This window comes from Rhodanobacter thiooxydans LCS2 (assembly GCF_000264375.1).
GTDB classification, from domain to species: domain Bacteria; phylum Pseudomonadota; class Gammaproteobacteria; order Xanthomonadales; family Rhodanobacteraceae; genus Rhodanobacter; species Rhodanobacter thiooxydans.
Genome location: NZ_AJXW01000009.1, coordinates 22018 through 36229, shown reverse-complemented (window position 1 = coordinate 36229; position 14212 = coordinate 22018). Strand labels below are relative to the sequence as shown.

9 protein-coding genes are annotated in these 14212 nt (G+C 70.4%); 3 read left to right on the top strand and 6 right to left on the bottom strand.

The genetic code is table 11. The features are described from left to right. Window positions 1-136: 136 nt before the first annotated feature. The gene (locus tag UUA_RS02330; protein ID WP_008433928.1) at window positions 137-526 is read left to right on the top strand and encodes an MAPEG family protein; all 390 of its coding nucleotides are present in this window, start codon (window positions 137-139) and stop codon (window positions 524-526) included. A gap of 36 nt (window positions 527-562) precedes the next feature. On the opposite strand, the gene UUA_RS02325 is transcribed toward UUA_RS02330, so the two are convergent. From UUA_RS02325 to UUA_RS02305, 5 genes are all read right to left on the bottom strand, one after another. Then, on the bottom strand, window positions 563-1087 hold the full coding sequence (locus UUA_RS02325; protein ID WP_008433926.1) for a tetratricopeptide repeat protein: 525 nt from the start codon (window positions 1085-1087) through the stop codon (window positions 563-565). A gap of 2 nt (window positions 1088-1089) precedes the next feature. Beyond that, window positions 1090-3438: a penicillin-binding protein 1B gene (gene mrcB / locus UUA_RS02320; RefSeq protein WP_008433924.1), complete on the bottom strand. Its 2349-nt coding sequence runs from the start codon at window positions 3436-3438 to the stop codon at window positions 1090-1092. A 108-nt stretch (window positions 3439-3546) separates the two neighbouring features. Next, entirely contained in the window at window positions 3547-4386 is an 840-nt protein-coding gene (locus tag UUA_RS02315; protein ID WP_008433923.1) for an SDR family oxidoreductase, read from the bottom strand. Between the two features lie 7 nt (window positions 4387-4393). Then, window positions 4394-6103, bottom strand: coding sequence for a tetratricopeptide repeat protein (locus UUA_RS02310; RefSeq protein WP_008433921.1), 1710 nt, complete (start codon window positions 6101-6103; stop codon window positions 4394-4396). A gap of 85 nt (window positions 6104-6188) precedes the next feature. Next, the gene (locus tag UUA_RS02305) at window positions 6189-8324 is read right to left on the bottom strand and encodes a RelA/SpoT family protein (protein ID WP_008433918.1); all 2136 of its coding nucleotides are present in this window, start codon (window positions 8322-8324) and stop codon (window positions 6189-6191) included. Between the two features lie 144 nt (window positions 8325-8468). Here UUA_RS02305 and UUA_RS02300 point away from each other — a divergent pair, with 144 nt between their 5' ends. Further along, entirely contained in the window at window positions 8469-8948 is a 480-nt protein-coding gene (locus UUA_RS02300; RefSeq protein WP_008433917.1) for a hypothetical protein, read from the top strand. Window positions 8949-9274: 326 nt separating this feature from the next. Here the strand turns inward: UUA_RS02300 and hrpA are convergent, their stop codons facing one another. Continuing rightward, window positions 9275-13438 (bottom strand): ATP-dependent RNA helicase HrpA, encoded by a 4164-nt coding sequence (hrpA, locus tag UUA_RS02295; RefSeq protein ID WP_008433914.1) that lies wholly within the window; start codon window positions 13436-13438, stop codon window positions 9275-9277. A gap of 127 nt (window positions 13439-13565) precedes the next feature. Between hrpA and UUA_RS02290 the strand changes: the two genes are divergently transcribed. Next, window positions 13566-14033 (top strand): Dps family protein, encoded by a 468-nt coding sequence (locus UUA_RS02290; protein ID WP_008433913.1) that lies wholly within the window; start codon window positions 13566-13568, stop codon window positions 14031-14033. The last annotated feature ends 179 nt before the right edge of the window (window positions 14034-14212 follow it).

Here is a 14212-nt window from a genome sequence, read left to right as displayed (position 1 = left end):
CGCGGGACAAAACGGCGGCGGGAACCTCCGCCGTCGCCGGCGCATCAACCCGACAACCAGGCAGTTGCGGCGGCCACTGGCGGCCGCCGCGTGCATGCCCCACCATGGCGCACCACTACCGCAGGGGAGTAGCGCGATGACGACCGAACTGTGCATGCTGATGTGGAGCGTGGTGCTGGGTCTGCTGCAGGTCGCGCTTGCCGCCACCTGCACGGTCGCCCAGCGCGGACTGGGCTGGGCCGCGAGTCCCCGCGACGAAGTGAAGCCGCCGCTCAGCGGCGTGGGTGGCCGCCTGCAGCGCGTCAGCGCGAATTTTCTGGAGACGTTCCCGTTCTTCGTCGCCGTGGTGCTCGTGGCGCAGCTGCTGCAGCGCCACGACCACCTCACCGTACTCGGCGCCCAGCTCTACTTTTGGGCGCGCGTAGCCTACGTGCCGGCCTACGCCGCCGGCATACCGTACCTGCGCACGCTGATCTGGGCGGCGAGCATCGCGGGCATCGTGCTGGTGCTGGTGGCGCTGTTCTGACACCCACCCACTGCGCGGGGTCCGCGCACGACAAACTCAATAGCGCGGAATGCCCGGCTTGTGGCACTGCGCCACCCACTTGCGCGCAGTGTCGGCGCCGGCCGCGTCGCGCGCCTGCAGGCGCATCTCCACGATGGTCTGCCAGTTGCGCGCGCACAGCGGGCCCAGCCGGGGGCCGAGCGACCACGACTTGTGGGCGAGCCTCTCGGCAGCGGAGAAGTCCTTCAGCCGCACCGCCACTTCCGCGCGCTCCTGCAGCAGGTCGGGCGACTCCGGGTTGAGCTTCAGCGCCTGGTCCAGCATGGCTGCGGCGTCGGCGTACTTGCCGGCCTGCTCGTCGCGCCGGGCGGTGTCCTGCAGCGAGCTGATGCCCGGATCGCGCAACGGGTTCACGTCGATGACCGACTTCTCGCGGTCGCCGGCGGCGCGGATCGCGGCCACCTGGTCATGAGCCGGCGCCGACGGGCGCGTTTCCGGCGGCGGCGTGGTGGCGAACATGCCGCAGCCGGCCAGCAGGCCCGCGGCCAACCACAGGGAAGAAGCTTTGCCCAGGTACTGCATGATCAGTTTCCGTTCGGTAAGTCGGGTGCGGTGGAGGCGGCGCCGGCGGCAGCGGGCGGCGGGCCGTTGCTGCCGCCAAACAGGCTCTGGATGCCCTGCCAGAAACAGCCCTCGGTGTCGGCCGACACCGTGCCGGCGATCACCGGCACCTGCTGCGCGCCCGCGCACTGCGGTTCGGTGCGCCTGCCGCTGGACGGGTTGATCCAGGCCATCTCCAGCCCTGCGCCGGGGGCGGCCGACAATGGCCGGGTCGGCAGCCTGGCGAACAGCTCACGCCAGGCGCGCAGGCCGCCGCTGGCGCCGAACAGGGTGGTCGGCTTGTTGTCGTCGCGACCCATCCAGAACACCGCCAGGTGCTCGCCGGTGAAGCCGGCGAACCAGCTGTCGCGCATATCGTTGCTGGTGCCGGTCTTGCCGGCGGCGTGCAGCGAGGCGAGCGCGGAATTGCCCAGCGCGCTGGCGGTGCCGTACTCGGCCACCTGCTGCATCGCCCAGGTGGTCAGCCGCACCGCGTCCTGGTACTCGCCGGGGCCGCCCTGCACCTGGTAGCGCTTGATCGTGCGGCCGTTGCCGTCGAGCACGCCGCGCACCGCCACCAGCGGCAGCGCATGGCCGTCGGCGGCGAGGTACTGGTACAGCTGGGTGAGCTGCAGCGGCGCCAGGTCCTGCGCGCCGATCAGCAACGACGGGCTGGGGTTGATGTCGCCGATGCCGAACGATTTCAGGAACGCCTGGATGCGCGGCAGGCCGACCTGCAGCCCGAGGTGGATGGTGGCCAGGTTCCACGAATGCGCCAGCGCATCGACCATGATCAGCGGGTCGTGGCTGCGGTGGTCGTCGTTCTGCGGCGTCCAGTAGCTGCCGTCGGGCTGGCGCATGCTGACCGGGCCGTCGTCCATCAGGCTGGCCAGGTTCCAGCGCTCGGGCTGGGTCAGCGCCACCAGGTAGACGAACGGCTTGATCGTCGAACCGATCGGCCGGCGCGCGTCCAGTGCGCGGTTGAAGCCCTGCTCACCCGGCGTCTTGCTGCCGACCACGGCCAGCACGCTGCCGGTCTGCGCGCTGGTCACCACTGCCGCCGCCTGCACGCCGTCACCGCGCTTGCCCAGGCCCTTCAGGCTGTCGGTGATCGCCCGCTCGGCGTACAGCTGGGCGGCCGGATCCAGCGTGGTGAAGATCGACAGCTTGCCCTCGCGCAGCGCCTGCTCGTCGAAGTCGGCGGTGATCTGCTTGCGCACCAGGTCCATGAAGGCGGGGAAACGGTTGTGCGGCAGCTGGCCGTTCTTGACGATGTCCAGCGGCGCGGCCTGTGCGACATTGAGCTGCCCGGCGCTGATCAGGTTGGTATCGAAGAATTCCTGCAGCACCAGGTTGCGCCGGGCCAGCGCGCGCTGCGGCGAGCGGCGCGGGTCGTAGTAGCTCGGCCCCTTCACCATGCCCACCAGCAGCGCGATCTCCTGCGGCCGCAGGTCTTCCAGCCGGCGCCCGAAGTAGAACTCCGACGCCGCCGCGAAGCCGTGCACCGCCTGGCCGCCCTGCTGGCCGAGGAACACGTCGTTGACGTAGGCCTCGAGGATGCGTCCCTTGCTGTAGTGCGCCTCCAGCAGCAGCGACATCAGCGCCTCGTTGATCTTGCGCGTGAGGTTCTGCTCGCGGCTGAGGAACAGGTTGCGCACCAGCTGCTGGGTCAGCGTGGAGCCGCCCTGCACGGTGTGCCCGGCACGCAGGTTGGCGAACGCGGCGCGCGCGATCGCGCTGACGTCGATGCCGATGTGGTGGTTGAAGTCGCGGTCCTCGACCGCCTGCAGGCCGCTGACCAGCAGCGGCGGCACGTCGGTCAGGCGCACGAAGCGGCGCTCTTCCTGGCTGGCGCCGTACAGCGTGGCGATGCGCGCCGGGTCCAGGTGGGCCAGCTCGATCGGCTTGCCGCTGGCCGCGTCCTGCACCGACTGCACCACGCCCCGGCCCAGCGTGACGCGGATGCGCTTGGGCAGCTCGCCGCCGTCCGGGCCGGCGTAGCCGCGCGAGGCGATGGTGTAGCGCGCGCCCTGCTTCACCCAGCTGCCGGCGACCTGACCCTTGCCGTCGTTGCTGTAGCCGGCGAAGGTCAGCTCCAGTTCGAGCGCAGCGCTGGTCATCGGCGTGCCGGCCGCCAGCGGCAGCGGCCGCGCGTAGACCCGGGTGGGCACCGCGAACACCAGCTCGTTGAAACGGTCCTGCACCCGCTTGTTCAGCACCAGCGTGTACGGCAGCACGAAGCCGAACAGCAGGCCCATGCCGATCCAGAACGGGATGCGCAACCACGGCCAGCTGCGGCGCGCCAGGGCGCGAGTACGGGTCAAGAAGGCCAACGCGGGGGAATCCGGCTATCAAGTGGTTGGATCATAGGGCCTGCTACCCGGCGGGCATATGAACGCGGCGGGCGGTTTTCGGGCGAAACGCGGGCAAGCGGCGCGCCGTCAGCGCGGCGGCTGCCACATCGCAGCTTCGGGCCGGAACGGGCGGGGGTGAATGCCGAGCAGGCGCTGCAATTCGCCGTTGTCGGCGACCAGGTCGCTGTCCAGCCGGCTCAGCGGGCCGCGCAGCGGCGGCAAGGCGCGCTGACCCAGCCGCAGCAACCAGCCGGGCAGCGGCAACGGCACGGTGGCGCACGGCAGGCTGCGGCGCACCCGCGCGAACATCTCCCCGGACCGCAGCCGCTCGCCGCCGCCGATCGGCAGGATCCGCCCGGCCGCCGCCGGGCATTCCAGCGCAGCCAGCACCGCCTGCGCGATGTCGTCGGCATGCACCGGCTGGCGCAGGCCGCGCCCGGACGGCAGCGGGAACAACCGCAGCCGCATCGCGCGGCGGGCAATCGGGCTGAGGCTCTTGTCCAGCCCGGCGCCGTAGACCAGGGTGGGCCGCAGCACGGTCCAGGCACAGCCGTGCCACTCGCAGGCAGCGGCCAGCGCGGCCTCGCCGTCGCGCAGCTGGCGCGCGAGGGCGCGTTCGGCCGGCACGCTGGAATCGCGTTTGGTTTCGGCGCTCATCGAACTGGTGGCGATCACCCGCGGCGCATCGGGCAGGCTGGCCTGCGCCAGCCAGTCGGCCAGCTTCTGCAGCGGGCCGAAACTGACGATCGCCGACAGCGGCGGCACGGCCGGCACGCGATCGGGCAGCGTGCCCTGCAGCCAGGTCACTCCGGCCTGCACGGACCGCGGCTGCCGGCTCAGCGCGAGCACCGACTCGTCGCTGGCGAGCAGGCGCGGCAACAGGAAGTGGCCGATCTGGCTGCTGGCGCCGAACACCAGTACCGTCATGCGGCGCTCACCCGCCACGCCGCAGGCGCACGTCCAGGTCGAGCACGCGCGGGTTGGCCGGGGCCAGCTTGCGCGCGCGCTGCAGCGACTGGCCGGCACCGCTGCGGTCGCCATGCGCCAGTTGCTGCTCGGCCTGGTCTAGCCATGCGCCGGCCAGCCGGTTGCCCAGCGCACCCTGCGCGGCGTTGCCCGGCGCCAGTTCGGCGAAGCTCGCCAGCAGGTCGCCGGCCTTGCCCAGGTCGCCGGCGGCGAGCGCCTGGTTGAACTGGCCCTCGACCCGCCCGGGCAGGGCCTGCAGGCCGTGCAGCGCCGCCGCGTCGTTGCCGTCGATCGCCAGCGCGCTGCGGTACAGGTCGTACGCGCTGTCGCCGGGCGGCATCAGGATGTTGCCGTTGTTCGCGGCCAGCTGTGCGCGTTGCACCAGCAGCGCCACCGCTTCGTGCTGCTGCGGCGACACGGCCGGCGCGGCCACCGGGGCTTCCGGCGTCGACGCCCGGTCCGCCGCCGCAGGGCGTGCCGGTGAGGGTGCCGGCGCAGACGCCTTGTCCAGCCGTGCCCGCGCCGCGGCAAGGTCGGCCGATCGCGGCGCCAGTTCGGCCGCCTGCTCGAGCAGTTTCGCCGCCTGCGCGGTGTCGCCGTCATCGAGCGCGGCATTGGCCTGCACGGTCAGCGCCTGCGCCACCCTGCCGAGGCCGTCGCGCGCCTGGGCGTTGTCCGGATCGAGCTTCAGCGCGGCCTGGAACCGGGCCAGCGCGGTATCGTCGCCGCTGCCGACGATGTGGCCGGCGCGCAGCGCTTCCTGGCCGGCAGCGAGCGCCGACTCCAGCGCGCTGTTGTCCTGCTTGCGGGTCTGCGCCTGCAGCGCGCGCAGCGCCGGCAGCGCGCCGTTGTTCGGCTGCAGCGTGGCCAGTTGTTCGATGCGCGCGTCGGCCGTGGCGCCGTCCTTCGCGTCCAGTGCCGCGCGTGCCTGCACCGCCAGCGCGTTGCCGACCTGGTCGAGCCCGTGTGCGGCCACCGCGTTGCCGGGGTCCGCGCGCAGCACGCGCTGGTACAGCGCACCGGCTCCTTCGGGGCCATCCAGTTTGCCGGCGGCCAGCGCCTGCTGCGCCTGGTCGACCAGATCCCCCGTGTGCACCTGCGCGGCGCGGGCAGCGGCGATCGCGCGGTCGAGCCGGTCGATGTCGCTGCCGCCGCCGAGCAGTTCGCGGGCCACGGTCGCCTGCTGCGTGGCCTGGGCCAGCTGGCCGGCCTGCAGCGCGGCGTCGGCCTGCGCCAGCATGGCCTGGCCAACCTGACGCAGGCCGTCGCGGGCGCGATCATTGTCCGGTTCCAGTGCCGCCGCGGCCTGGAACAGCTCGCGCGCGCTGGTGCCGTTCTGGCCGTCCAGACGGCCATCCTGCAAGGCCTGCTGGGCCTGTGTCAGCACCGTGTTGAAGTCGGTGCGCGGCACCATCCCGCGCAGGCGGTTCTGGTTCAGCCAGAGCATGCCGACCGCCGCCAGCGCCAGCAGCAGCAACAACCACGCCCACCCGCCGCGGCGATGCCGCCGGTGCCGCCGCGGACCGCCCTCCCAGCGCTGCCGGCGCGGTTCGGACGGAACCGGCGGCAGCGGCTCCGCGGCCGGCGCAGGCGGCGCATCCAGTCGACCGAGGTCGCCCAGGGTGGGCTCGGTGCGCGTCGGTGGATGTGCGTCGTGGTGGTCGCGGCGTCCGCTCATGGTTCGTGGCTGTGCAGGCTGACGCTGCAGTTTAACATCCGGCCACCGGCGCCGTTTCGTCCGCCGGCCAGCATTGCGCGGTCATTCAGCCGGTGCCGACCCGGCGCACGTCGAGCACGTTGGGCAGCGCCAACAGCTTGCCGAGCAGGGTGGACAGCTGCTCGAAGTCGCGCACGCGCAGGGTGAAGCGCATCTCCACCTCGCCGGTGTGCACGAACAGCCGGCTGGACGAAGCGATGATGTGCGTGCCGGCGTTGCTGACCACGCTGGTGACGTCCTTCTGCAGGCCCTTGCGGTCGTAGCCACGCAACTCGATGTCGACCTCGTAGGCCTGCGCCGCGGCGTTGCCCCAGCTCACCTCGATCACCCGGTCCGGATCGCGTGCGGCGAGCCGCGCCAGGCTGCTGCAATCGGTGCGATGCACGGAGACGCCGCGGCCCTTGGTGACGAAACCGCGCACCGGGTCGCCGGGCAGCGGCTGGCAGCAGCGCGCCAGCGTGGTCAGCAGGTTGCCGATGCCTTCGATGCGCAGCGCGCTATGGTCGAGCGTGGCGTGGCGCGAGGCTACCGGCGTACCCGATTGGGTGACCGCGGGCGGCTCCGGCGGCTGCGCCGCCTCCTGCAGCACGCGGGCGATCTGCCCCGGCGTGACCTCGCCCAGCGCCAGCGCCACCAGCAGCTCGTCGTGGTTCTTCAGGTGGAAGTGCGCCGGCAGTCTGGTCACGTCCGCGTTGGTCAGCGCCAGCCGCTTCAGTTCGCGCTCGAACATGCCGCGCCCCACCGCGAGGTTGGCGTCGTGGGCGATCTTGCGGAACCACGCGCGCACCTTCTCCTTCGCCCGCGCCGTGTTGAGATAGCCGTGGTGCGGCGACAGCCAGTCGCGGCTGGGCTCGGCCAGCTTGCCGGTGAGGATCTCCACGCGGTCGCCGCTCTGCGGCTGGAAGGTCAGCGGCACGATGCGCCCGTTGACCTTGGCGCCGCGGCAGCGGTGGCCTACCTCGGTGTGCACCAGGTAGGCGAAATCCAGCACGGTGGCGCCGCGCGCCAGGTCGACCACCTCGCCCTTCGGGGTCAGCAGGTAGACGCGGTCTTCCAGCAGCTCGGTCTGCAGCTCGGCGGCCAGCGCGCTGTCGTCCTCGCCGCGCGGCTCCAGCAGCTTGCGCATCCAGGCGATCTTCGCCTCGAACTCGGCGTCGGCGCTGCCGCCTTCCTTGTAGCGCCAGTGCGCGGCCACGCCCAGTTCGTTGGCGCGGTGCATGGCGTGGGTGCGGATCTGCACTTCCAGCGTCTTGCCCTCCGGCCCGATCACCGCAGTGTGCAGCGACTGGTAGCCGTTGGCCTTGGGTCGCGCGATGTAGTCGTCGAATTCGCCCGGCAGGTGCGGCCACAGCGCGTGCACCACGCCCAGCGCGGCGTAGCAGTCGGTGATGCTGTCGACCAGCACGCGCACCGCGCGGATGTCATACAGGTCGGAGAAGTCCAGCGACTTGCGCTGCATCTTCTTCCAGATCGAATAGATGTGTTTGGGCCGCCCGGCCAGCTCGGCCTGGATGCCGGCCACCGCCAGCGCGCGCTGCAGCTCGTCCAGCGCATCGCGGATGAACGCCTCGCGGTCGGTGCGGCGCTCGTCGAGCAGGTTGGCGATGCGGCGGTAGGTGTCCGGCTGCAGGTAGCGGAACGCCAGGTCCTCCAGCTCCCACTTCAGCTGCCAGATGCCGAGCCGGTTCGCCAGCGGCGCGTGGATGTCGCGGGTGAGCCGTGCCAGCGCCTGCCGCTCGTCTTCCGGCAGCGCCGGCGCTGCACGCATGCGCGCCAGTTGCCGCGCCAGCAGCACGAACACCACGCGCAGGTCGCGCACGATCGCCAGCAGCAGCCGGCGCAGACCCTCGGCCGCGCCCTGCGGCGGCCGCTGCGCGTGCAGCGCCCACACCTGCTCGGCTGCCTGCTGGCCGTCGACCAGTCGCTGCAGTTCGGCCGGCAACGCCGCGCGACGCTGCGCCCACAGCGCAGGGTCGACCCGGGCCAGCTCGAACCACAGCGCCGCCGCCTGGGTCTGCGCGTCGCAACCGAGCATGCCCAGCAGCTCCAGCACGTCGGCGCATTCGACCTGGTTCACCGCACGGGTGGTGCAGGCCTCCAGCGGCTCGGCCAGTGCCGGCAACACGGTGCCGGCATGCTCGCGCCAGCGGGACAAACTGGAGGGTTCGACGATCGGGGCCATGGAAGATCAGCTCGGGTATTGCCGCCTCATGGTAGCCGCAGCCGCGCCGACCGTCGTGGGGCAAATCGCCCTGCTCCCCTTGGCGCAGGGCCATCCTACCGCGCAGAATCGGCACTTCCCTTCCGCTGCCCCGAGGATGCGCCCATGCCGATCCGTCCCCGCCACCCGCGCTTGCCGCTGCTGCTGGCGCTGTCGCTGGCTTGCCTGTCTGCGCAGGCGCAACAGGCCGATGGCCTGCAACAGCGCATGAGCGCCACCGAATTCAAGGCCGCCGGGCTGGACAAGCTGTCGGCGCAGGAATTGCAGAATCTCGACGACTGGCTACGCCAGCACGGCAAGACCACCACCAAGATGGTCGACACCAGCGGCCAGCCGGTGTTCTACGAACCGAAGCAGAAGCGCAGCAAGTTCAACGCCCGCCTGGTCGGGCACTTCAGCGGCTGGCACGGCCACGACGAATTCACCCTGGACAATGGCCAGTCGTGGAAGCAGACCGGCTCGGACGCACCCGTCTGCATGAGCGCCGACAACCCGGCGGTCAAGATCAAGCCGTCGCTGTTCGACAGCTGGCTGATGTACGTGGATGGCTGCAACGGCAGCGTGCACGTGCGGCGGACGCGCTGAGAGCTTGTGATTTTTCAAACTCTCAGACCGGCCACGGCGAGGGCATGGCAAGGGCATGGCAAGGGCATGGCGAGGGCATGGATGCCCGAGTTGAGGCAACGCAGGAGCAGTTGCCCGATGCCCGAGTTGAGGCAACGCAGGGCGCGGTTGCCCGATGGCTGGACATGAAACAGTCACGCCAGTGACTGTTTCATGTGAGCGAGTCCGGGCGCGTACCAGACTCGCGACAGAAGAAAACCACAGGAAGTGGTTTTCTTCACAAGCTCCGAGCAGCCGACCCGACGCTGGCGCCAGCCCGCTCCTGCGGCGCATGGACGCCGTATCGCTCAGCCCAGCGCCGCCAGCGCCCTGGCCAGGCGTTTGGCCGAGACCGGTTCGGCGGTCTTCAGCTCCTGCGCGAACAGCGACACGCGCCACTCCTCGATCAGCCAGCGCAACTCGTCCAGACCGGCCGGATCGGCGCCGGCGGCGCGCTGCTGCAGGTACGCGCGCCAGTACGGCAGCACCTGCAGCAGGCGCTGCTGGTCCTTCGCCGGGTCCTGGCGCAGCCGTTCGCCACGCAGGCGCATCGCCTTCAGGTAGCGCGGGTAGTGCGCCAGCCGTGATGGCGGCAGCTCGCGCAGGAAACCGGGCACCAGCAGCGCGTCGAACTGCTCGCGCAGGTCGTCGTAGCTGGCGCGGGCGAAGCCCAGCAGCGGCGGCTCCAGCCACGGCTTCAGCTCGGCCTGCGCGTCGATCACGGGTTCTGCCAGTTTCAGCCGCTCGACGCCGGCGCCGAACAATTCGCGCGAGCACTGCGTGCGCAGCGCCTCGAACGCGCCGGCGCTACGCACGTCCAGCTCGTGGTGCGCCAGCAGGTCGGCGAAGCCGCCTTCGAGCAGGTCCTCGCGCAGACTATCCACGCCGCCCAGCGGTGCGTACTTCAGCGCCAGCGCGTTGCCGATCGGCAATCGCCGGCGCGCCTGCTTCGCCTCGCTGGCCAGCGCATTGCGCAGCAGCCGCACCACGCCGGCGGCATGCGCCGTGCGCGCCTCGTCGCTGCGCTCGAACACGCGCAGCGCCACCGTCTCGCCCAGGTCAACCAGCGCCGGAAACGCGGCGAGGCCGCCATCGGAACGCACCTGCGCGGGGATCGCCTCGAAATCCCAGCTGGCCACGTCTTCGCGGGTCAGCTCGATATCGGTCTTGCGCGAGAATGCCTCGCGCGCCTGGCCTTCCCACTGCCCGCGCAAGGCGGCCAGGTTGCGGCCGCTGGCCAGGGTCTTGCCGCGCTCGTCATGCAGTCGATAACGCATCAGGAAGTGTGGCGACAGTTCGACGCCGGCGAATTCGCCGGCAGTGATGTCGACGCCGGTGGTGCGTTTCAGGAACGCGGCCAGCGCCTTCGCCAGCAGTTCGTCGCGCGGCGATTCAGCCTCGACGAAGGCACGCGCGAAATCCGGCGCCGGCACGAAGTTGCGGCGCAAGGCTTTCGGCAGGCCGCGGATCAGCTCGGCCACCTTGTCGGCCAGCAGGCCGGGCACCAGCCATTCGCAGCGCGCGGGCGGCAGTGCGTTCAACATCGCCAGCGGCAGCTGCAGGGTGACACCGTCGGCCTCGTCGCCGGGGACGAAGCGGTATTCGAGCTTATACCTCTGCGGTGGAATCTCCAGCACTGCGGGGAACGCTTTCGCATCCAGCCCGGTGCCGCCGACCAGTACGTCGTCCAGCGACCAGCGCAGCGCCGCCTGCTCGGCCGGACGGGCCTTGCGATACCACGCGTCCAGCGCACGACTGCTGGCGATGTCTTGCGGCAGCTTGCCCTCGAAGAACGCGACCAGCTCGTCCTCGTGGCGGATCAGCCCTTCGCGACGCTGCTTCGCCTCGATGCCCAGCGCTTCCTCCAGCACGCGCTGGTTGGCGCGCACGAAATCCGCCTTCGTGTCGATGTCGCTGCGCACCAGTGCCTCGCGCAGGAAAATCGCATGGGCCAGCGCGGGGTCCTGCTGCTGGAAGGTGACCGGCCGCTTCTCCACCAGCACCAGGCCAAACAGGCTGACCTGTTCGTACGCCACCACACAGCCGCGCTTCTTCGACCAGTGCGGGTCGCGGCAATGTGTGCGCAGCAGGTGCGCGGCCTGCTGCTCGATCCACAGCGGCTCGACCCGCGCATTCATCATGCCCCACACGCGCCCGCCCACGTCAAGGATCTGCGCGCAGAAGACCCAGTTCGGCGGCGCCTTGGCCAGCGCCGAGCCGGGGAACAGCTGGAACTTGCGCTCGCGCGTGCTCTGGTAGACGCCCTTTTCGTCCTTGCGGCCGACTTGGGTGGGCAGGCCGGCCAACAAAGAGCGATGGACTGATTCATGAAGACGCTCGGCCTCGGCCTCGCTCTCGCCCCCTCCCCTGCTTGCCCCAAAGGGACTTCCTTCGGTCGCAGGGGAGGTTTGGGGAGGGGTTTGCTTTTGATCTTGTGCCGCGACGCGAAGAGCTCTACCCCCTTCACCTGAAGGACTCCCTCCGGTCGCCAACCTCCCCCTGCGCGCAGGGGGAGGAGCAGGGCGTGCAGCTTGCAGCTGTCCGTCCAGCTTCCACCCCAGCTCCTCCACCACCAGCAGCAACTGCCGGTGCAGCTCGCGCCATTCGCGCATACGCATGAAGCTGAGGAAATGCCGCCCGCACCAGTCGCGCAGTTTCGACTGGGTCAGTTCCTCGTGCGCGTCATGATAGGTGCGCCACAGGTTCAGCACGCCGGCGAAATCGGACTTCGGATCGGCGAACGCGGCATGTGCAGCGTCGGCCTGCTGGCGTGCATCGGCGGGGCGCTCACGCGGGTCCTGGATGCTGAGGAAGGCGACGATGACGAGCAGCTCGCGCAGGGCATGCAGCTGCTCGCCCTCGACCAGCATGCGCGCCAGCTGCACGTCGATCGGCAGACGCGCCAGGCTGCGGCCGATCGCGGTGAGCTTGCGCGCTTCGTCGATCGCGGAAATTTCGGTCAGCCGGCGGAAGCCGTCGGCGACCACGCGCGGGTCGGGCGCCTCCAGGAACGGGAACTCGTCGACCTCGCCCAGCTTCAGCGCCAGCATGCGCAGGATCACGTTGGCCAGCGACGAGCGCAGCAGCTCCGGGTCGGTGAATGCGGCGCGGCCGGCGAAATCCGCCTCGTCGTAGAGGCGGTAGCAGATACCCGGGCCGACGCGGCCGCAGCGGCCCTTGCGCTGGTCGGCCGCCGCCTGCGAGATCGGTTCCACGTGCAGCCGTTCGAGCTGGCTGCGCTGGCTGTAGCGCTTCACCCGCGCGGTGCCGGTGTCGATCACGTAACGGATGCGCGGCACGGTGAGCGAGGTCTCGGCCACATTGGTGGCGAGCACCACGCGGCGCTTCACGCCGGGCTTGAACACGCGATCCTGGTCGCCGGCGGAAAGCCGCGCGTACAGCGGCAGGATCTCGGTCTCGCGGTATTGCCGGCGCGACAACAGCTGGTGCGCGTCGCGGATCTCGCGCTCGCCGGGCAGGAACACCAGCACGTCGCCGCGCGGATCGTCGCGGGTGATCTCGTCGAGCACCGCGGCGATGTGCTCGGCACTGCCCTGCTGCATATCGCGACGAGCCTGTAGGAGCGCACCCTGTGCGCGATGGCTCTTCGCCACATCCGCGCCAGGAGCATCGCGCACAGGGTGCGCTCCTACAGGGATATCCACCGGCCGCCAGCGCAGCTCCACCGGGTACGCGCGCCCCTCCACCTCCACCACCGGTGCGCCGTCGAAATGTTCGGCGAAGCGCGCGGTGTCGATCGTCGCCGAGGTGACGATGATCTTCAGTTCCGGCCGCTTGGTCGCCAATCGTTTCAGGTAGCCGAGCAGGAAGTCGATGTTGAGGCTGCGTTCGTGCGCCTCGTCGATGATCAGGGTGTCGTAGGCGGACAGCCACGGGTCGCCCTGGGTCTCGGCGAGCAGGATGCCGTCGGTCATGAACTTGATCAGAGTGCGCTCGGACACCTGGTCGTTGAAGCGCACCTGGAAACCCACCACCTCGCCCAGCGGCGTGCCCAGTTCCTCGGCCACGCGGCGCGCCACCGAGCGCGCGGCCAGCCGGCGCGGCTGGGTGCAGCCGATCATGCCGGCCTCGCCGCGGCCGGCGGCCAGGCACAGCTTCGGCAACTGGGTGGTCTTGCCCGAACCGGTCTCGCCGGCGATCACTACCACCTGATGCTCGCGGATCAGCTTCACGATGTCTTCGCCGCGCGCGCTGATCGGCAGCGACTCGTCCAGCCGGATCGGCGGCTTGGCCGCGGCGCGGGCGCGACGTTTGGCCGCGGAACGCTCGATATCCGCGCGCAGCGACGCCAGCTTGTCTTCATCGGGACGGCGCGACAGCGCACGCCAGCGGCCCAGCAGGCGACCGAAATCGCGGCTGCATACCGTCTCCAGCTGGCCGCGCAGGCCGTGTAGGCCGGAACCGGCGGAATCGTTGGCGGTCGAGTGGGTGTCGTTCATCGGACCGCGCATGATAGCTGCTGGCGGGTCGCCAACCCGATAGCCGCAGACTATCGGGAACATCCGAAGGATTCATTTCACCCGCGGGCAGCGACCCGCTACGGTTGGTCCATCGACTCACCACAGGAAGGAGCAGCACATGGCCATTTCCATCGGTATCGCCAGGAAGGATCGCGAGGCGGTCGCCAGGCACCTGTCCCGGCTGCTGGCCGACACCTACTCGCTGTACCTGAAGACCCACAGCTTCCACTGGAACGTCACCGGCCCGCAGTTCAACAGCCTGCACACCATGTTCGAGACCCAGTACAACGAACTGTGGCTGGCCGCCGACGAGGTGGCCGAGCGCATCCGCACGCTGGACGTGTTCGCCCCCGGCTCGTACAGCCAGTTCGCCAAGCTCAGCGCGATCAAGGAAGAAGCCGGCGTGCCGGAATGGAAGGCGATGGTGGGCCAGCTGGTCGAAGGCCATGAGATCGCCGCCGCCACCGCGCGCGACACGCTCAAGGCCGCCAACGCCGCCGGCGACGACGGCACCGCCGACATGGTCACCGGGCGTCTGAAGGAACACGAAAAGACCGCCTGGATGCTGCGTTCGCTGCTGAAGTAGAACTTCCGGCGATTCACCCGGAACCGACGGCGCCTTCCCAGGGAGGGCGCCGTTTCCGTCTCGGCCGCCTCCTGGCGCGCTGCGCTCCTGACCTTGCGCTGACCGCAGCCGGCGCGCTTTATTGAGCCCGATGGCATGGATTGGTTAAGCTCCTCGGGCTCTACCGCCTGTTGCGCAGG

Coding starts and splice junctions, on each gene's coding strand:
- UUA_RS02325 (WP_008433926.1), bottom strand. CDS start 1,087: ATGCAGTACCTGGGCAAAGCTTCTTCCCTGTGGTTGGCCGCGGGCCTG.
- UUA_RS02305 (WP_008433918.1), bottom strand. CDS start 8,324: ATGGCCCCGATCGTCGAACCCTCCAGTTTGTCCCGCTGGCGCGAGCAT.
- UUA_RS02290 (WP_008433913.1), top strand. CDS start 13,566: ATGGCCATTTCCATCGGTATCGCCAGGAAGGATCGCGAGGCGGTCGCC.
- UUA_RS02330 (WP_008433928.1), top strand. CDS start 137: ATGACGACCGAACTGTGCATGCTGATGTGGAGCGTGGTGCTGGGTCTG.
- UUA_RS02310 (WP_008433921.1), bottom strand. CDS start 6,103: ATGAGCGGACGCCGCGACCACCACGACGCACATCCACCGACGCGCACC.
- hrpA (WP_008433914.1), bottom strand. CDS start 13,438: ATGCGCGGTCCGATGAACGACACCCACTCGACCGCCAACGATTCCGCC.
- UUA_RS02300 (WP_008433917.1), top strand. CDS start 8,469: ATGCCGATCCGTCCCCGCCACCCGCGCTTGCCGCTGCTGCTGGCGCTG.
- UUA_RS02315 (WP_008433923.1), bottom strand. CDS start 4,386: ATGACGGTACTGGTGTTCGGCGCCAGCAGCCAGATCGGCCACTTCCTG.